This window comes from Marinobacter flavimaris (assembly GCF_002933295.1).
GTDB lineage: Bacteria > Pseudomonadota > Gammaproteobacteria > Pseudomonadales > Oleiphilaceae > Marinobacter > Marinobacter flavimaris.
Genome location: NZ_PSSW01000002.1, coordinates 417,617 through 436,108 on the forward strand (window position 1 = coordinate 417,617; position 18,492 = coordinate 436,108).

The 18,492-nt window shown below is 55.6% G+C and carries 13 protein-coding genes and 1 tRNA gene; 7 read left to right on the forward strand and 7 right to left on the reverse strand.

All coding sequences use genetic code 11. The features are described 5' to 3' along the window. Positions 1–5 precede the first annotated feature (5 nt). Together MDHKLMBL_RS05545 and rrtA are read left to right on the forward strand one after the other, a co-directional pair. Complete coding sequence (locus tag MDHKLMBL_RS05545) at positions 6–2,225, forward strand: choice-of-anchor U domain-containing protein (protein WP_146083404.1); 2,220 nt, start codon at positions 6–8, stop codon at positions 2,223–2,225. A gap of 46 nt (positions 2,226–2,271) precedes the next feature. Then, positions 2,272–2,868 (forward strand): rhombosortase, encoded by a 597-nt coding sequence (gene rrtA, locus MDHKLMBL_RS05550; RefSeq protein ID WP_104270302.1) that lies wholly within the window; start codon positions 2,272–2,274, stop codon positions 2,866–2,868. Here rrtA and MDHKLMBL_RS05555 read toward each other — a convergent pair. Both MDHKLMBL_RS05555 and MDHKLMBL_RS05560 read right to left on the reverse strand, forming a co-directional pair. After that, positions 2,847–2,923 (reverse strand) — tRNA-Pro (locus MDHKLMBL_RS05555). The two genes, rrtA and MDHKLMBL_RS05555, sit on opposite strands and share 22 nt — an antisense overlap. Positions 2,924–3,037: 114 nt before the next feature. Continuing rightward, positions 3,038–4,681 (reverse strand): FMN-binding glutamate synthase family protein, encoded by a 1,644-nt coding sequence (locus MDHKLMBL_RS05560; RefSeq protein ID WP_104270303.1) that lies wholly within the window; start codon positions 4,679–4,681, stop codon positions 3,038–3,040. A 260-nt stretch (positions 4,682–4,941) separates the two neighbouring features. Here MDHKLMBL_RS05560 and MDHKLMBL_RS05565 point away from each other — a divergent pair, with 260 nt between their 5' ends. After that, positions 4,942–6,534, forward strand: coding sequence for a BCCT family transporter (locus tag MDHKLMBL_RS05565; RefSeq protein WP_014576596.1), 1,593 nt, complete (start codon positions 4,942–4,944; stop codon positions 6,532–6,534). Positions 6,535–6,594: 60 nt separating this feature from the next. Here MDHKLMBL_RS05565 and MDHKLMBL_RS05570 read toward each other — a convergent pair whose 3' ends face one another. From MDHKLMBL_RS05570 to MDHKLMBL_RS05585, 4 genes are all read right to left on the reverse strand, one after another. Then, entirely contained in the window at positions 6,595–7,542 is a 948-nt protein-coding gene (locus tag MDHKLMBL_RS05570) for an alpha-L-glutamate ligase-like protein (protein ID WP_041645124.1), read from the reverse strand. Between the two features lies 1 nt (position 7,543). Continuing rightward, on the reverse strand, positions 7,544–9,061 hold the full coding sequence (locus tag MDHKLMBL_RS05575; protein ID WP_104270304.1) for an inactive transglutaminase family protein: 1,518 nt from the start codon (positions 9,059–9,061) through the stop codon (positions 7,544–7,546). Further along, positions 9,058–9,756 (reverse strand): ATP-dependent zinc protease family protein, encoded by a 699-nt coding sequence (locus MDHKLMBL_RS05580; RefSeq protein ID WP_014576599.1) that lies wholly within the window; start codon positions 9,754–9,756, stop codon positions 9,058–9,060. The genes MDHKLMBL_RS05575 and MDHKLMBL_RS05580 overlap by 4 nt, the downstream gene beginning before the upstream one ends. 245 nt (positions 9,757–10,001) lie before the next feature. Then, positions 10,002–10,391 carry a hypothetical protein gene (locus MDHKLMBL_RS05585; RefSeq protein WP_014576600.1) on the reverse strand — a complete coding sequence of 130 codons (390 nt, stop codon included), beginning with the start codon at positions 10,389–10,391 and terminating at the stop codon, positions 10,002–10,004. Positions 10,392–10,677: 286 nt separating this feature from the next. Here MDHKLMBL_RS05585 and MDHKLMBL_RS05590 point away from each other — a divergent pair, with 286 nt between their 5' ends. After that, positions 10,678–12,153 (forward strand): DNA recombination protein RmuC, encoded by a 1,476-nt coding sequence (locus MDHKLMBL_RS05590; RefSeq protein WP_104270305.1) that lies wholly within the window; start codon positions 10,678–10,680, stop codon positions 12,151–12,153. Between the two features lie 5 nt (positions 12,154–12,158). Beyond that, positions 12,159–13,013, forward strand: coding sequence for a hypothetical protein (locus MDHKLMBL_RS05595; RefSeq protein ID WP_053114818.1), 855 nt, complete (start codon positions 12,159–12,161; stop codon positions 13,011–13,013). A gap of 1 nt (position 13,014) precedes the next feature. On the opposite strand, the gene MDHKLMBL_RS05600 is transcribed toward MDHKLMBL_RS05595, so the two are convergent. Continuing rightward, a complete protein-coding gene (locus MDHKLMBL_RS05600) occupies positions 13,015–14,034 on the reverse strand; it encodes an AraC family transcriptional regulator (RefSeq protein ID WP_092031574.1) in 1,020 nt (339 codons plus the stop codon). Positions 14,035–14,229: 195 nt separating this feature from the next. Here MDHKLMBL_RS05600 and MDHKLMBL_RS05605 point away from each other — a divergent pair, with 195 nt between their 5' ends. Continuing rightward, on the forward strand, positions 14,230–15,351 hold the full coding sequence (locus MDHKLMBL_RS05605; protein WP_167450391.1) for a CaiB/BaiF CoA transferase family protein: 1,122 nt from the start codon (positions 14,230–14,232) through the stop codon (positions 15,349–15,351). A gap of 117 nt (positions 15,352–15,468) precedes the next feature. Continuing rightward, positions 15,469–18,141 (forward strand): penicillin acylase family protein, encoded by a 2,673-nt coding sequence (locus MDHKLMBL_RS05610; RefSeq protein ID WP_041645127.1) that lies wholly within the window; start codon positions 15,469–15,471, stop codon positions 18,139–18,141. The last annotated feature ends 351 nt before the right edge of the window (positions 18,142–18,492 follow it).

An 18,492-nucleotide genomic window follows, 5' to 3' on the forward strand; every position in this document is an offset into this window, starting at 1 on the left:
TCAGCATGAAAAATACAAGTGTTTTCAGAGCTGTATCGTCAGGTCTTGTGCCAATGATGTTGGTCGCCCACTCTGCGATGGCAGCGATCCCCGAGCCTGACAATCTTCTCTATGGAACCGTGACCGTCGATGGCACTCCAGTGACGGCGGCTGACAAGAATGTGTCCCTGCTTCTTGAGTACCAGGGCCAGATCATTGATCGCTACGTCATGGGCGAGGATCCCGCTGCACAGGATCGCTATGTCCTTTCGGTGCCACTGGACGTAATTGACGAACGGCGCGACGGCTTTCTGCGCAAGGGCGATGTGCTTACGGTTCGTTATCAGATGGGTACTTCACGGTCTGCCGCAACAGAGGTTGTGGTCGATGACCGGGGCACGTCGGTGGAGTTGAACCTCGCCCTCAGAGGCGTCGATATCATCGATGGCCCCGATCCCAACAGTCAGGACACTGATGGGGATGGTATTTCAGACGTAGCGGAAGTCGCCGCCGGACTGAACCCTTTTGATCCATCCGACGCACTTCTTGATGCAGACGGCGACGGCGTTAACAACCTGGACGAGTACCTGGCGGGTCGGGATCTCAACGCAGATGATGAACCACCTCTTCTGATTCCGCCCAACGATATTGAGGTTCCAGCTACCGGTCTCTTCACCCGGGTCGATCTTGGTGAAGCGACTGCCTTTGATGCGCTGGATGGGGCCATCACAGCGACTAACGATGCCAGACCACAAATGCCTCCTGGTGCTCATTTTGTGGAATGGAAAGCCAGTGACAAATCCGGAAACGTGGCGACGGAAACCCAGCTCGTGATTGTCAAACCTATCGTCAACTTCCATACCGATGCGGTGGTGGCTGAAGGCAGCAGTGTGGAATTGGTTGCCGAGCTGAACGGACCGGCCGCGATCTATCCCGTTTCGATTCCCTACACGGTCGCTGGCACGGCAGTCGGCGGCGGAGTGGACCATACCCTTGCCAATGGAGAGATTCTGATACAGAGCGGGCTTCGGGGCAGTGTTAACTTTCAGGTGATCGATGACGCTGATGGCGGTGAGACCCAGGAAACCATCGTAGTGACCATGGGTGCCTCTGCTAACGTAGTGCTTGGCGAGAAAACCGTCTACACAGCACAAATAAGTGACCAGAACATTGCTCCTTCCGTAGAGATGGTTGCCGATCAGGGACAGGGTCAAACGAGGCTGGTAGTGACTGACGGAGGCCCAGTTACCGTGAATGCCCTAGTCAGCGATCCGGATCCCGGCGATATCCATAGCTATGACTGGTCCTTCAGTGACAGTCAGTTGCTAGAGACGGACGGTGACAGTTCTGACGGCCAGTTCGTATTTGATCCGGGTAACCTGTCGCCCGGGTTCTACACCGTTGCCGTGAGCGTCAGAGACAGCTCGCTTGCAGAGAGCCGTAATGATTTAGTGATAGCGGTGCTGAGCGAAGCCCCTTTGCTCACGTCGCTGGATTCGGATGGTGACGGTATCACTGACGATATTGAAGGCTTCGTTGACACTGACGGCGATGGCATCCCCGATTACCTTGATGACCTGGAGCCGGAAAACCTGATCCGCGCCATGGCTTCTGCGAGCGATGAATACCTGATCGAAACAGAGCCGGGCCTGACACTTTCGCTCGGCTATACCGCGCTATCGTCGAAGAAGAACAGAGCCATCGTGGATGTGGATGACGTTGCTCTGGCGTTCTCATTGCCTCCACTGGAGGAGGGCGAACGTTCGGAGCAGTTCCCGGGCGGCATTTTCGATTTTACGGTGAGTGGTCTGGCGCAACCATCCGACTCGGCTTATGTCGTCTTGCCGCAGCTTGCAGTCATTCCAAAACGTGCTGTCTACAGAAAATATTCGGCAGAGACGATGGCCTGGAATGCGTTTATCGAAAATGATAGAAATGCTGTTTACTCGGCCCCCGGGGAAGAGGGCTTCTGTCCCCCGCCTAAATCCGGCGATTACAGGCCTGGCCTGAACCAGGGTGACTGGTGCGCGATGTTATTCATCGAAGATGGTGGCCCGAACGATGCAGACGGCTTTGCCAATCAACGCATAAAGGACCCTGGTGGCATTCAGGGCGAGACTGAGAGCACTACGGCCAGTGGCGGCGGCGGTGGCGGCCGTTTCGATCCCTTCTTGTTGTTATTGGTAGCCTTGTCGGCTGGCTTGATCTATCGCAGTCGTCTTCGCCGAGTGAATAGTGGCCGGTAACAGGGTTTTCGGCGAGAACCGATACAACTGCGGGGTCCCGGCAACAATGAGCGTAATTGCGCTTGTTGTTGCCGTATTCCAGCCTGAAGCCTCTTCTTTTTTACAATACCGGAATGATTTCCATCAGAGTGGCGAGATCTGGCGATTGATATCGGCCCATTTCGTCCACCTTGACTGGCCGCATCTCTTGTTGAATCTCTCCGGACTCTGGTTACTGTGGTCGCTTGTTGGCAGGGCGCTCAATGCGGACCAGTGGTTACTATTGATCGTTCTATTGTCCGTTTCAATCACGGTGGGTTTGAAGGTAGTTGCGAAAGAGGTTGATTGGTACGTCGGACTATCTGGTTTGCTCTATGGAATGCTGTCTCTCGGGTTAGTGGTCAAGATCGGTGAGTTCAAATCACCACTGACGCTTGTGCTTGCCCTGGTTTTGCTCAAGGCTGCACTGGACAGTCTCTACGGACCATTGACCTTGATGGCCATGACAGATCAAAGGGTTGTTGCAGACGCCCACATCTTCGGAGTGTTTGCCGGCTGCTGCTTCGGTTTGCTGTGTCGATTCTGCATAGTCCGCAAAAACAAAAAGCCCGGACCTTTCGGCCCGGGCTTTTTGTCGGAATCTGGTCGGGACGGTAGGATTTGAACCTACGACCCCTTGCACCCCATGCAAGTGCGCTACCAAGCTGCGCTACGCCCCGATTCGCTCTTTGCCACATCGAAACTTGAGAGTATTCTCAGTGGCTTAGCGGGAGCGAAGTCTACACGAGCCCATGGAAAAAATAAACATCCGACGGCGATTTTGATCGCAATTTTTAGCGTAGCTTGGTCTCCCGAAGTTTGAGGATGAATTCCGGTGGTTCGAAGGTGTCCGCCCGGGCTGATTCCCAGTACTTATCGAACACAGTCAGGTCTGTTTTTCCCTCCAACAGGGCCCCCGGCTCAAGGAACGGGAAAAGGTCCATGTAAGAGTGAACTTCGGTTTTAGACACCCGCCGGACAACGTGTTCCGGACCAAGCTCGGATGGATGCTTGAGCCCGGAAGCCTCAAGCAGGTTTTGCAGCGCGTCCAGAGTATTCTTATGGTAGTTGTACACCCGCTGGCTCTTGAGCTCTACGTCGAGCTTGTTGCCGCGCCTGGAGTCCTGGGTGGCCACGCCGCTCGGACAGCGCCCTGTGTGGCAACTGAGCGCCTGTATGCAGCCCAGGGAGAACATGTAGCCACGGGCCGCGTTGCACCAGTCCGCACCAAGGGCCAGAGTTCGGGCTATGTTGAAGGCCGAGGTGATCTTGCCCGCTGCGCCAATGGCGATGTCTTCCCGCAAATGGGTGCCGACCAGTGTGTTGTGAACCAGCAGAAGTGCCTCAGTCATGGGCATGCCAAGGCGGTTGATAAACTCCAGTGGAGCGGCTCCTGTGCCGCCTTCACCTCCGTCGACGACGATGAAATCAGGTTTTCGACCGGTTTCCAGCATGGCTTTGACGATGGCGAACCACTCCCAGGGGTGGCCAATGGCAAGCTTGAAGCCGACGGGCTTGCCGCCAGACAGTTCACGCAGACGGTCAATGAACTCAAGCATCTCGATGGGGGTTGAGAACGCCGAATGACTGGCGGGAGAAACGCAATCCTCACCCACCGAAACGCCCCGGGCTTCGGCGATCTCGGGAGTCACCTTGGCACCCGGCAAAATTCCGCCGTGGCCCGGTTTCGCACCCTGAGATAGTTTGAGTTCTATCATTTTGACCTGTTCAATCGTGGCGTTCTGCCGAAACATATCTTCGTTGAACGAACCGTCTTTGTGGCGACAGCCGAAGTACCCTGAGCCGATCTCCCAGACCAGATCGCCACCTGGCTGTCGGTGGTATCGGGAGATGGAGCCTTCTCCGGTGTCATGATAGAAACCGCCCATTCTGGCACCGGTATTCAGGCTCAGGATGGCGTTGGCGGAAAGCGAGCCAAAGCTCATTGCGGAAATATTGAACACACTGGCGTTGTAGGGTTTATCACAGTTCCTGCCGATCAGAATCCGGAAGTCACTGCTGTCGAGGCGGGTGGGAGCGAGTGAATGGTTCATCCACTCGAATCCCTCGTCATACATCCCGAGTTGGGAGCCAAAAGGGCGTTTGTCGAGGACATTCTTGGCTCGCTGATAGACGATCGTGCGTTGCTCCCGAGAGAAGGGGCGCTCCTCGGTGTCTGACTGGATAAAATACTGGCGGATTTCTGGCCCGACGGATTCGAGCAGGTACCGGAAGTTGGCCATGATCGGGTAATTCCGGCTGACCGTGTGCCGTCTTTGCAGCAGGTCGTAGGTGCCAAGGGCTGCGAAGGCACCAAAGATCAGCGGAAACGCCAAACTTACGCCTGCGAACATGACCAGTCCGAAAGAGACGAAAAAGCCGATGATGCTGAGCCCGTAGGCCGAATAGCGAAGCGGAAAGGTCTTGGTTTTTTCCATGGAATCCTCTGGTTGTCTCACAAAACCGGCTCGACCGGCTTACCGGATAAAGAAGAGTTTAGTTCTACGAAGCGGAGTTCTGCCGCGATTGGTCCGGACTTTGGCTGGTCCGTTGTCGATCATGGTCTATGATAAATATCAAGGCGGCGGTAATAATTGTAGTTTTGATGTTTTGAACTCAAAACATTATGATAACGCTCTTGTAATGTTTGAACTCCGATTCTGAATAAACGACTTACCAACTCAGGAGGCGCCATAACGTGGGCGAGGTAGTTAAAGACGAATATTCGACGGACTACGTGGCCGGCCAGGACAATATCACACCGTTCGGGCTGGATCTCCACGCACCGGTATTTCCGATTACGGCGATACTGGTTTTTGCGTTCGTGATAGGAACCCTGATGTTCCCAGGGGAAGCGAAGGAGCTTCTCGATGGAACAAAGTGGGACATTATCGCGACGTTTGACTGGTTTTTCCTGATCAGTGCCAATATTTTCGTGGTTGTGTGCCTGGCGTTGATCTTCCTGCCAATGGGCAAGATCCGTATAGGCGGCCAGGATTGCAAACCTGAGTTCTCTACAATTTCGTGGTTCTGCATGCTTTTCGCGGCTGGCATGGGTATTGGTCTCATGTTCTGGGCCGTTGCCGAGCCGGTGGCTTACTACACAGGATGGTATGAGACACCACTGAACGTAGAGGCGGGTACGAATGAAGCCCGCAATCTTGCGATGGGCGCGACTATGTACCACTGGGGTCTGCACCCCTGGGGCATCTATGCAATCGTAGCGCTCTCCCTGGCATTTTTTGCGTTTAACAAAAACATGCCGCTGACCATCCGCTCTGCTTTCTTCCCTCTGCTGAGAGATAAAGTGTGGGGCTGGCCTGGCCACATTATCGATGTTCTGGCGGTTGTAGCCACCATCTTTGGTCTTGCGACCTCCCTCGGTTTTGGTGCGCAGCAGGCAGCTTCCGGCCTCAATTACCTGTTTGGCATCGGCGCTGGAATCAATGTCCAGATGGCGATCATTGTCGGGGTTACAGCACTGGCGCTGATCTCAGTGCTCAGGGGCCTCGACGGAGGGGTGAAGGTCCTGAGTAACATCAACATGGGCGTAGCCGCCGTCTTGCTGTTGTTCGTTATCTTCGCCGGTCCAACCATGACCATTCTGGAGACCCTGTGGGTTACCTCTTCCAACTATGTTGGTAACGCTGTGCAGCTCAGTAACCCGTTTGGTCGTGAAGATGAAGCCTGGTTCCAGGGCTGGACTGTGTTCTACTGGGCCTGGTGGATTTCCTGGTCACCGTTCGTAGGTATGTTTATTGCCCGTGTTTCCAAGGGACGTACTGTTCGTGAATTTGTGACTGCAGTGCTGATTGTTCCGACCGTTATCACGGTTGTCTGGATGAGTGCTTTCGGTGGCGCTGCTATCGAACAGATCCAGCAGGGTGTTGGTGAGCTGGCAGAGAACGGCTTGACTGAAGTGTCTCTTGCGACCTTCCAGATGTTTGCAAATCTGCCGCTGACCGGGATCCTGTCGTTCGTGGGCATTATTCTGGTGCTGGTGTTCTTCGTAACATCTTCGGATTCCGGCTCGCTGGTTATCGACAGCATCACAGCCGGCGGCAAGACCGACGCTCCGACCGCTCAGCGTGTGTTCTGGGTAGTTGCTGAGGGTGCCATTGCTGCGGCCTTGATCTTTGGTGGCGGTGAAGATGCACTTGGCGCGATTCAGGCGACAGCAATCAGTGCTGGCCTGCCCTTTACGGTGGTTCTGTTGATCATGACGTGGGGGCTTCTGAAAGGCCTCAGTCACGAGCGGCAACTCCTGATTGCCAGGGGCGAGCTCACCTAAGAGCGCTGTGAAAATAAAAAACCGGGGCTTTGGCCCCGGTTTTTTTATGTCTGGAAGCACTCAGAAACTGGCGAACGTGTCCATGGCGAAACGGGAACGCTCCAGTGGTGTGAAGTGTGGGCGTTTCAGCGCTTCGATGGCTCGCAGGCGGGGCAGCAGCCCCCGACCGTTTGCCATCTGAATGGCGAGTCCGGGGCGTGCGTTCAGCTCCAGTAGTAACGGCCCTTCGTTGGCGTCGACCACCAGATCAACCCCCATGTAGCCGAGTCCGGTCGCCTCGTAGCAACGAGAGGCCATTTCCAGCATCTCGTCCCAGGCTTCAATCTGGATGTTTTCCAGAGCAAGACCGGTATCCGGGTGAAGTGTAATGGGACGGTTGAACTGAACTGCGTTCAGACTTCGACCAGACCCGATATCAAGACCGACGCCTACGGCTCCCTGATGAAGATTGGCTTTACCGTCCGATGCGGTTGTAGCCAATCTCAGCATGGCCATCACCGGGTAACCCTGGAACACCACAATACGGATGTCGGGCACACCCTGATGCGAATACTTTGCCAGTGAAGGAGCGGATTCCACCAGGTTCTCGACAATCGCAACGTCCGGAGTGCCTGCAAGAGAGTAGAGGCCGGCCAGAATATTGGTCAGGTGACGCTCAAGGAATGAAGAATCGACACGGGAACCGGAAGCCTTTATGTAATCATCACCATCGCGCCCGGTAATCACCGTAATGCCTTTGCCGCCAGACCCCTTCGCCGGTTTTATCGCAAAGCCCTCAAGGTCTTCAGCCATCTCCCGGAAGTGGGATATTTCATGCTGTTGGCGGACAATCTGAAGCAGCTTGGGCGTTTTTACCCCGTATTCGGCAACCACCAGCTTGGTCTTCAGCTTGTTGTCCACCAGAGGGTACGACGAGCGCTCATTGTACCGGGAAATGTAGTCGACATTTCTCCGGTTCATATTGAGCATCCCGAGCCTCTTGAGAGATCGCGGTGAAATCCAGTCCATATCAGTCGTACGCCTTCATTGGCGTGAACCGTCGCAGCTCGCTGAGCTTGTAGCCGGTGTATTGGCCCATCAACAGGATCAGCCCAAGGATCACGAGGTGCAGCTCCGGGAAGTTGAAGGTCAGATGGCCAGCCAGAGGCGCGCTCATCAGCAGATAGGCGCAGATGGCCACGAACAGGCTGCCGGCACCCTGAACCATGACCTCGTGGGCGCCTTCTTCCTCCCAGAGGATGGACATGCGCTCAATCGTCCAGGCAATAATAACCATCGGGAAGAAAGTGACCGTCATGCCAGTGTTGAATCCCATCTGGTAACCGATAATGCTCAAGCCCGCGGTGATGAAAATAACCAGAATGATCAGGGCGGATATTCGAGATACCAGCAACAGGTTGAGACTGGACAGATAACCGCGCATGAGCAGACCTATGGCGACAACCGACAGGAAAGCAATCAGCCCGGGCACCAGAGTTGTCTGGACGAAGGCGACGGCGATGAGCACGGGCATGAAAGTGCCAGAGGTACGGATGCCGATGACGATCCGCATGAAGGCCACCATGAGTGCACCGAGTGGCAGCAACAGCAGCATCCGGAACATGCTTTGTTCTTCAATGGGCAGCTCATAGAAGCTCAGGAAACCGAGGCCGTTGGAGGCGGATTCCATGGTCGCCAGTTGCAGGGCCGGAACAGTTTGCCGGAGCATGGAGAAGCTCACTTCGGAGTTTTCCCCGCCCACGACATCCAGCAAAGAAGCAGAGCCCTGGCGCCAGAGCAACAGATCGTCAGGTACGCCCTGTTCAGCGGTTTTCGGGTTGAAGGTGAGCCACTGTTTGCCATTGTAGATTTGCAGGTAGGGCATCAGCTGTTGCCGCCTGCGCGCATCCTCAAGCCTGAGGCCGTCGGCTATCCTGGCAGCGATACCGCTATGGTTGAGCATATCGACCAGAAGGTCCAGGTAGTTCTCTTCCGAGACCAGCAGGGTGGTGTTCTGGGTGCGGGTGTCGGGCTGCATCAGCCGGATAAGCTCTCGGGTCATGCTTTCTGGAGTACTCGAACGGGCCCTGGCCTGGTCCAGTATTTCCTGAACGGCCGTGGCTTCGGGTTCCTCCCAAAAGGTCCTCGGTGTTTTCGGTTCGCGCACGGGAATTTCCGGTTGGGCGTTAGCGTCCGGAATAAACTGGGCTTTGAAATACAGTGTCTGCGGTCCGGAGACTTCCCGCTTGCTCCATTCCGCCCGGCGGCTTCCCGAGCTGTCGATGATAGAGAAGCCGTAGCCAGGTGATGCAGCCTGCTCGGTGAGGATACGGAATCCCGGAGGTTGCTCGGGTATGTTGAGGCTGGCAAGCACTGATCCGTCGCCGGCGTCAAAATCGATTCGGGCCTCGACCATCCAGACAGGACGCTGCTCGCCTGTCAGCCAGGGGATGCCAAGCTCAATGTGTCTCCAGACAGCAAGCGAAATGCCCGCTGCGATGAGGAGAAAAACGGCAATATAAAACGGCAGGCGCGAGCGGGTGGTCACGATTCGTTCCCGTTGCTTTTGCGGATGGATTCAGGCAATTCGGTGGCGTACTCCTTGCCGACATCGACCAGCATTACGTCACGCAGAATATTGCGGCCGATCAGGACTTCGTAGGTCAGGTTTGTTCTGTCGGCAAGTGTGAACTCGGCTACCTGCCGATGGTCGCCAATAAAGAACTGGAGTTCGACAACAACACGGCGCTCAGCCTCGTCCGCGCTGGCCTGGATAACCCGGACACGACGGGAGATTTCTTTCTCCAGGGTCACGAACTTGTCGGCGCCGGGAACGGGTACATCAAACCGCACCCAGTTGCTGCCATCCCGCTCAAACCGGGTGATGTTGCGTGCGTCGATGGAGGAAGTTTCGGCGCCGCTGTCGATTCGAGCTTTGTAGATCAAGCCGGGGCCCGCGAGGTAGAAATTCTCTACCTCACCGACAATGACTTTCCCCTTGAGGCGATCAGCGCGGCCTTTTGAGTTGTCTGTTGCGGGGCACTGCTTCTGGACCTGAACGGGCGGACATTCGGGCTTTTCTACCTGGGTGGCGATCGCGTCCAGTATGGTTTGAGTCGATGAGCGGGTCTGGGCAACGGCTTGCTCGTGTCGAGTCGCTGCATTCTCTTCCATGGTAACGAGAGTCGCACGCTGGCTCTTGACGGATCCCTGAAGCTCATTGAGGTCTGTTTTGGGGACCATGAAATAACGGTCTGCCGAACATCCCGTCAGTGTGAGGATGCCTGCGAGTGCGATGAAGGAAGGTTTAGGCAGTCCAGCCCTAAAACATTTCAAACCCATGAATAACCCCTGAGCTGGCAGCCTGTCATACGCGAGTGGGAACGGTGATGACGGTCTGTGCATGTGAAACCGGATAAAAACGGAATGGAAGTATACAACATCCAACCTGTGTGGTTGATTTACAGATGGTTAAGGGGCAGTAGTGTTTACCGTGACAGGAAATGTCCTTCACCGAGCACGGTTTCAGCACGCAGGTATTCCTGAATCACGGGGGAGCAATTGAGGTAGAAAAGCAGCAGTTCGCGCTGCACATCCTGATCCTGAATTCGGGCGGCAAAACTGATCAGCTCCCGGATGTTCTCGTCGCTTTCGGCACTGCTGGAAGGCATCCCGAAACTCTTTCCGTACCGGGTTTTAAGCAGGCTGGTGAGGCGCTCGAGGTGAAACTCGCCAGTGTGGGTAATGTGCGGCAGGATTCTGAATGCTTCCTTGTTGCCGGATGCGCCTGTACCGAACAATCCGGATTGGCTGTCCTGACTGGAGCCGTCATCGTGGAGAAACTCCGCCCCCAGCTTTCGCCACAATTCTTTCAGCATGATCTGTTATCCATTTCTGATCCCGTCCGTGCCCGTCATACGGTTACCAAAGGGTAATAACCACTTGGCGGGTGAACATTTTACCCTTTTAGACGATATTACGTTGGGCGTCCAGAGCTAGATGCCCGGGCTTCGAATTATTGCCAAACAGTCGTGGTCCTTACTGGCAGCACCAGTCAACTTGACGGCGCGCCGGGCAAAAGGTTCCCTGCGTGGGTTAGACTGTGTTCAAGCAGAATCGTACCGATCATTCATCTGAAAAGAGTTTTAACAGGAGTATTGCCAGGTGCCTGAAGCCATCATGGAACAGATGTTGTCCCGTCCTGATCTGATGGCGGCGCTGATGGTTGTTTTGATTCTTCTGGTCGTTCTGAAAGGGCTTTGGGGCAGGAATGGTCGACTTGAGCAGGACGTCGAACATTGGAGGCAGCATGCCGCAAGCCTCGAGAACCGACTGGCCGGGCTTGAGTCGGAGCTGGAGAGCCGGAAAGAGCGCTTTGCGCAGGTGGAAAGCGAACATCAGACCCTGAGGGCAAAGGCGGAAGAGCTGTCCGAAGCGCTGGGTGAGGCCCGCATGTCGCTCCGGGAGCAGGAAGTGACAATTGATAAGGAGCGCCGTTCAGCCAATGAGAAGCTGGAGCTGCTTGAGCGTAACCGTGACGCCCTGAAGCAGGAGTTTGAAAACCTTGCCAACAAGATTTTCGAGCAGAAGAGCGAGCGTTTCAGCCAGCAGACACGAACCAGCCTGGATACCCTGCTTAATCCGTTCAGGGATCAGCTGCAGGACTTTCGAAAGCGCGTCGAGGACGTGTATACCAATGAAACCCGGGACCGTCAGGCCCTGCGCAGTGAGATCAAATCACTACAGGACCTGAACCGACAGATCACTGAAGAAGCCGCCAATCTGACCCGCGCATTGAAGGGTGACAAGAAAATCCAGGGCAACTGGGGTGAGCTGATTCTCGAGCGTGTACTGGAAAAGTCCGGCCTTCGTAAGGGCGTTGAATACGACACCCAGGGCAGTTATCGGGACAGCGATAATCAGCTGTATCGGCCGGATGTCATCGTGCATCTGCCAGACAACCGTAACCTGATCATTGATTCCAAGGTGTCGTTGGTGGCTTATCAGCAGTGGGTCACGGAAGACGAGGATTCCTTGGTCAGGGAAGAGGCTTTGAAACAGCATGTTGAGGCCGTTCGAAATCACATCCGTACGTTGAGTGAAAAGGACTACAGCCAACTGCATGGCCTTCATTCGCCGGATTTCGTGCTTTTGTTCATGCCAATCGAGCCTGCCTTTGTGGCGGCGTTTCAACAGGACGAGAACCTTTTCGCAGAAGCCTTTGAGCGAAAGATTATTGTGGTAACTCCAACAACCTTGTTGGCAACATTGAGAACAATCGAAAACATCTGGCGTTATGAGCGTCAGAGCCAGAATGCCCGACGAATCGCCGAGCGGGCAGGCGCGGTTTATGACAAACTCAGGGTGTTCGTGGAAGCGATGGAACGCCTCGGCACCCAGTTGCATACCGCCCAGGGAACCTACGACTCGGCAATGAACACCCTGACCCGCGGGCGGGGTAACCTGATCTCGCAGGCCAATCGCTTTGTTGAGCTGGGTGTTCGGGTCAAGAAAGAATTGCCCAAGGGGATCATGGATCAGGCGGAAGTGGACGATTCCGACGAATTCCTTCATTCCGGGGACGACGACCGGCCTGATTCTGAGGAGCAGGCGATTGGTGCAGATAACGAGCAGGAGTAGATGCCATGGCAGTATTATTTGGAACAGGTCGCTGTTTTGTCCTCGGGGCCGCCCTGGCTTCCGTGCTCCTGGCGGGGCCGGCGCTGGCGCTGGCGCCCGAACATGAAACCCGCAGGTTGATGCTGGCCACGGAAGAGGCCGTTGTTGCAGAGAACTGGGGTGAGGCTGCGGAATACCTCAACCGGTTGCAGCAACTGGAGGGGGAAAAGCCGGAAGACTACTATTTTTATCGGGGCCGGGTGATGCTCCAGTCCTCCCATTTGAACGAGGCCCAGTCGGCCCTTGAGACCTATGTAAGCCAGGCGGGTGCGGAGGGAGCCCACTATCAGGAATCCCTTCAGCTGATCACCTCTATCGAGAAGACCAGGCGACAGAACGCTGTCGCACCACAGGCTGCTGGCGAGAGCGAGCCGGTTGCGGTTATTGAACCAGCGGGTGAGGGTCGGGTTGAGTCACTGCGCAAACTCTATCTGGCGGATTCAGACCGTGAAGCCTTGACCCTTCATATCAATAGCCTTCTTGAGCTCGCAGGCTGGCGCCGTGATCAGGCAGTGGTGCGGCTGGACCGGCCGGCAGATGTGGAATATCGCCTGGGAACCCAGGGAGACGAGATTCAGGTGCAGGAAATCAGGCGAGCCGAAGATGGCCGTATACTGAGGAGCACCGAGCCGATGTCGGTGTTTGGCATTAACCCCCAGGTTGAGTGGCGTTGTGAAGCCGCTGTTTCGACCTGCTGGGTTTACGATCCAAGGGATGGCTCCCGCCTGCTTCAACTGGCCGCGAACCGTGAGCGAGTTCAGGAGATTGCTGAGACGCTGGGGCAGTTGATCCGGACACTTCAGCTACCGTCCGGATCCTGATTCAATCAGGGAGGTTGCCTCGTTCGCCCTCCCGGTATGCGCCGGGCGTCACCCCTGTCCACTTCTTGAAAGCCCTGTGGAAGGTTGAGGGCTCGGTGAAGCCAACCTTGGCCGCGATGTCGTTGATGGGCAGGTCCTGCCGGCTCAAGTAGTAAATCGCCATATCCCGCCGTAGCAGGTCCTTGATTTCCTGAAACGAGGTATTTTCCTGCTTCAGCCGGCGACGCAGCGTTTGCGGGCTGGTATGTAGCTCTGCGGCAATCCATTCGAAATCCGGTAACGGCTTTGAGAAATCTCTCCCGATCAGCGCACGAATCCGCCCCGTAAAGGTGTTGCTCTCGTCAGGCCGGGACAGCAGGTCTGCGGGCGACGTCTTCAGGAATTGCCGCATCTCCGGCCTGTCGCGGATAACTGGCGCAGACAGGAAGCGTTTGTCGAAGGTGAGGGCAATCCTGTCGGATTCGAACGCCAGGGGGCAGTGGAAAATGTGCCGGTATTCGTCGCCGTGGGTCGGCCGGGGGTAATCGAACTCCGCCTTTTCCAGTTCTATCGGTTGCCCGATGAGCCAGCTTCCCAAGCGATGCCAGATTACGAGGATGCTTTCCCTCAAGAAGAAACTGGGATCGTTTATTTCGCCTTCCATCCGGGCCACCAGTCGGGCATTGTCCTCGCCGATTTCGAGCTCCATCGATACCATGGGCTCGAAGAGCCGGGAAAACTGGAAGGCTTGCCGGTACACCGATTCCAGGTTGGGGCAGTCAATCACCAGCGCACACATGGTTGCGAAGGTGCCTGTCCGGGCCCGCCGGGGCCCAAGCCCCATAAACTCGTCCCCCATCCGGTTCCAGAGTACCTGCATAAGATGGCTGAACTGGTCGCTGCTGACCCGGGCCATCTCGATACGTAGGAGATCGGGCGAGATTCCTGCCTCCCGGAGCATTTCCCGGGTATCAAAACCAAGTCTTTCAGCACCCCCCAGGGCAGCCTGAACAAAGTGCTTCGAAACCGTCAGATCGGACATCACGCTCGCCATTCCATAAAAACGAAACCCATCATAAAACCCCGGCAGAACAATGCAACCGAAGCCGTCCGGACAGGCTGGTAGAAACGGCCAATCGGAATGACGGAACCGGCAGTTGGCCCCGTTGGCAAAACCGGGCAGCATGAAGGAAACGAATGCTATTCGGACAACTCTCACAATAAAAAGGAGATCATCATGGCGGGTCCTCTGACTTCGCTGAAAGTTCTGGACTTCAGTACCTTGCTGCCCGGTCCCTACGCCACCATGCTGCTGGCCGATATGGGGGCAGATGTATTACGTGTGGAAGCGCCGGACCGGGTGGATCTGACACGGGTGATGCCGCCCCATGATGCGGGAGTGAGCACGGCTCATGGTTTTCTGAATCGAGGCAAGAAGTCGCTCGGTCTCAACCTCAAAGAGCCGGGGAGCCGGGAAAAAGTCCTGGAGCTGGTCAAAGACCACGACATTGTTGTCGAGCAGTTCCGCCCGGGAGTGATGGACCGGCTCGGCATTGGCTACGAGGCCCTCAAGGCAGTAAATCCTCGTCTCATCTATTGCTCCATTACCGGTTACGGCCAGACCGGCCCCTACAAGGACCGCGCGGGCCATGACATCAATTATCTCTCCCTGGCGGGCGTCAGCAGCCACTGCGGCCGAGCCGACAGCGGCCCGCCACCCATGGGTATACAGATTGCGGATGTGGCTGGTGGTTCTCACCATGCCGTGATGGGCATCCTGGCTGCGGTAATTCACCGGCAACAAACCGGAGAAGGGCAGTTTGTTGATATCAGCATGACCGATGCCGCGTTCGCGCTGAACGCCATGGCCGGGGCGGCCTGCCTCGCCGGAGGCCAGGAACAGAAGCCGGAACGCGCGTTGCTGAACGGCGGCTCCTTTTACGACTACTACCAGACGCGCGACGGTCGCTGGCTTTCAGTTGGCAGTCTCGAGCCGCAGTTCGCTTCCCGCTTGTTCCACACCCTGGGGATCTCTGAGGTAACCAGCCTCGCCATGAGCCAGAATCCTGAGCATCAGCAACACCTGAAAGCGGTTCTGAAAGAAAAGATTGTAGAGAAACCCCTGGCGGAGTGGCAGGAGATTTTTGCCGACGAGGATGCCTGCGTGGAGCCGGTTCTGACCATTTCGGAGGCCGCCGAGCACCCACAGCTGAAGGCCAGGGACATGGTGATTGGTGTTGATAGAGGGGATGGCACTCAACAACCGCAGATCGGATTCCCGATCAAGTTCGAGAAAACGCCATCGGAAACGTCCCGGATCGGGAAAATGCTCGGAGCTGATAACGATCGGTTTCTTTAGAAGAAAATAACGTGAATAAGTGTTCAGTTTTGTCTGGCTGAAAAGGAGGGCTCTGCTAGTTTTATAAATGTCACCGGAAACGGTGGAACCGTAGTGAACAAATACAAGGAATACACTATGAAGCTCAGGAAAACCCCGAGTGGCAAACATGCCCTCAGTCTCACTGTCGCCCTGCTTGGCAGTACTTTGCTGGCAGGTTGTTTTGATAGCGATAACGACTCTTCCGGCCCCTCACAGGCTGAGGTGGATCCTAACCTTTTTCCGTCTGATGGTCAGCTAGAGGCGACCATCCGTCGAACTACGGGCGGCGTGCCTCATATCGTCGCTGACGACCTGAAATCTGCGGCTTTCGGACATGGCTATGCGCAGGCGCAGGACAATGTTTGTATGCTGGCTGAGGCGGTTGTGAAGGCCCGAAGCGAGAGAGCGAAGTACTTTGGGCCTGGACCGGATGCGGGATTTGGTGTCGGTATCAATATAGTCAATGACTTTAGTTACAAGGCTCAGCAGATATACGCCGGCGCAGAGGCCGAGTTCCCCACGCTGAGCCCTGAGAGTCGAGCGCTGATTGAAGGCTTTACAGAGGGGTACAACCGGTACGTCAACGAAACCGATGCCTCTCAGTTCCCTGTAGAATGTGCGGATCAGGATTGGGTTAAACCGATAACGCCGGTGGATTTGCTGGCTCATTATCGCATTGTTGGTCAGTACGCCAGCGGTGCGCTGTTTGCCACAGGGGCGGTTTTCCTCGCAGTTCCTCCGGGAGAGACTCCGGCACCGACACCGGTAAGTTCGGTGACCAATGTTGATGAGGTTAATCAGCTTCTCAAGAACGTTGTGGCAACTGCAGAGGCTGGCGCGAAATCACAGACCAATTTCGCGGATATGGGCCTTGCCAGTAACGCGTGGGGTATTGGTAGCGAGTTGACCGAGCAGGGCCGTGGCGCTCTCTTGGCAAACCCGCACTTTCCATACACAGGCCATCGCCGGCTTTATGAAGTCCAGATGACTGTTCCAGGTTACCTGAACGTCCACGGCGCTGGGCTGCTTGGTACGGCGATTCCTCTGATCAATTTTAATGAGAATCTTGCCTGGTCTCACACAGTTACAACCAGCCGTCGTTTTACCTGGTATGAGCTGGTACTCAAGGACGACGGAGAGTTTCTCACTTATGTGAAAGACGGAGTGGAAAAGCCGATCACCTCTGAGACCTATCAGATTGAGGTCGATATGGGGATGGCTCAACCTGTGGTTCTGGAGAGAACGTTCTACTTCTCCGAGTACGGCCCGATGATCGCCGCGAACGCTGTCAGTAATCAGCTGCCATCCTGGGGTGACAACGGTGCGTTGAATACCTCCTCAATGGTGGCTCACACCTATCGTGATGCCAATGCCAACACTGGTGGTCTTCTGGACACCTGGTTGGGTATGAGTCGAGCCAGTAATCTTGAGGAGTTCCAGGGTGTCTTCCAGAACTGTGGTTCCACCCTCTGGACCAATACCACCTATGCGGATGATCAGGGCAATGCGTTCTACATCGACAGCAGCTCGGTACCGAACCTTTCCGAGAAAGCCATTGCGCTCGTGAATTTCAGAAGGGCAGGCAGTGCAGCATACGCTGGCCTCTTTGACCAGGGCGTTACGTTGCTCGACGGCAGACTCTCCCAGGAGGACTGGGTGGAGACCGCTTGTGGTCCTTTGGTGCCTTATGACCAGAAGCCAAAACTGGTTAGATCGGATTGGGTACAGAACTCCAACAGCAGCTACTGGTCAACCAATCCGGACGAGTTCCTGACAGGCTTCTCACCTCTGTTTGGTGATGAAAAAGCCCCTATCAATGCTCGGACGCGTCTGGGCATCAAGATGCTTCAGAATCTGATGGATCCTGGCTTTCCGGATGCGCCGCTTCCAGCCGGACAGGACGGAAAGTTCAGTGCAGAAGAGTTGATCGGCGTAATCTGGAACAACCGGGCCTGGTATGCAGAACAGTTCCTGCCGGAGCTTTTGCAGCGTTGTGATGCGATTGGTAGTACGGCAGTTAATGGCGTCGATCTGTCTTCCTGGTGCCAATCTCTGAGCACTTGGGATGGCCTGTACAATCGGGACAGCGTGGGCGCTCATATTTTCCGGGTGTTCATGGCGAATTATCGTAATGATCTGGATTCAGATCTGACAACGCCGTTTAGCCCGGCTGACCCTGTAGGCACACCGGCGGATCCTTCCGACGAGAATGCAGGTACAGCGAGCGACACGATGCTTCTGGCGCTTGCTGATGGTGTGAGTGCTTTGCAGTCTCAAGGAATTTTGCCGACTGATGCATTGGGCGACCTGCAATATTACCGCGCTTCCGGTGGTGTGGTTCCCGGTTCCGGTGGGACTCCCGTTTTCCAGACCCAGCCAATTCCCTGGCACGGCGGTGACGGCAGCATTGACGGGGCTTTCAATGCGATCGGTGTGGTGACAGATCCGTTCCTGGAGGATACCCGGTTCCCGCGGATTGCACCTTCAACCATCGATAACACAGCAGGGCTATCAGACGGCTCTGATGGCATCGACGGTTGGCTGATGGCCAGGGGTACTAGCTGGCACTTCGGGTTGGAATTTACGGACAATGGCCCGGAGGCTTATGGCCTCGTGAGTTATTCCCAGTCTACGGATGCCATGTCACCATTCTTCAGTGATCAGAGCGAGCAGTATTCCAACAAGGACTACCGCCAGTTGTTCTTTACTGAGGAAGATATTCAGGCAAACCTGTTGCCGCAGGGTGAGACTGTTATTTCTTCAGATTAAGACTTAAACCAGAATGAAAACGCCGCGCTCTGACGAGTGCGGCGTTTTTTGTTGCTCTTAGTCATGCCGTTGAGTTCAATTAAGAGCGCGATCTAACCACTTGTAAAGCGAGCAAGTCCCTGCTTTCTAGCCACCTTTCCTCCGCTACACGCCTGTTCCTCTGGCTATCTGGGCGCCGTCAAACATCTTCAGAATTTATGGTTGTCCCAACAATGTGTGCGGCTGCATTGCTGCAAGAGCTCTGGGGGGGTGGAGGCTCTTCGATGTGTTGATGGTTCGTCTCTGACCCATGTGGGGGCTCGCCAAAAAAAAGCCCCGGCGATGCCGGGGCTTGTAGGCAGAAGCTAGTCC

Bases quoted from the DNA above. Each gene is read 5' to 3' on its own strand.
- MDHKLMBL_RS05545 (WP_146083404.1), top strand. From the start codon at position 6: ATGAAAAATACAAGTGTTTTCAGAGCTGTATCGTCAGGTCTTGTGCCA.
- rrtA (WP_104270302.1), top strand. From the start codon at position 2,272: ATGAGCGTAATTGCGCTTGTTGTTGCCGTATTCCAGCCTGAAGCCTCT.
- MDHKLMBL_RS05560 (WP_104270303.1), bottom strand. From the start codon at position 4,681: ATGGAAAAAACCAAGACCTTTCCGCTTCGCTATTCGGCCTACGGGCTC.
- MDHKLMBL_RS05570 (WP_041645124.1), bottom strand. From the start codon at position 7,542: ATGGACTGGATTTCACCGCGATCTCTCAAGAGGCTCGGGATGCTCAAT.
- MDHKLMBL_RS05580 (WP_014576599.1), bottom strand. From the start codon at position 9,756: ATGGTCCCCAAAACAGACCTCAATGAGCTTCAGGGATCCGTCAAGAGC.
- MDHKLMBL_RS05585 (WP_014576600.1), bottom strand. From the start codon at position 10,391: ATGCTGAAAGAATTGTGGCGAAAGCTGGGGGCGGAGTTTCTCCACGAT.
- MDHKLMBL_RS05595 (WP_053114818.1), top strand. From the start codon at position 12,159: ATGGCAGTATTATTTGGAACAGGTCGCTGTTTTGTCCTCGGGGCCGCC.
- MDHKLMBL_RS05600 (WP_092031574.1), bottom strand. From the start codon at position 14,034: ATGTCCGATCTGACGGTTTCGAAGCACTTTGTTCAGGCTGCCCTGGGG.
- MDHKLMBL_RS05605 (WP_167450391.1), top strand. From the start codon at position 14,230: ATGGCGGGTCCTCTGACTTCGCTGAAAGTTCTGGACTTCAGTACCTTG.
- MDHKLMBL_RS05610 (WP_041645127.1), top strand. From the start codon at position 15,469: ATGAAGCTCAGGAAAACCCCGAGTGGCAAACATGCCCTCAGTCTCACT.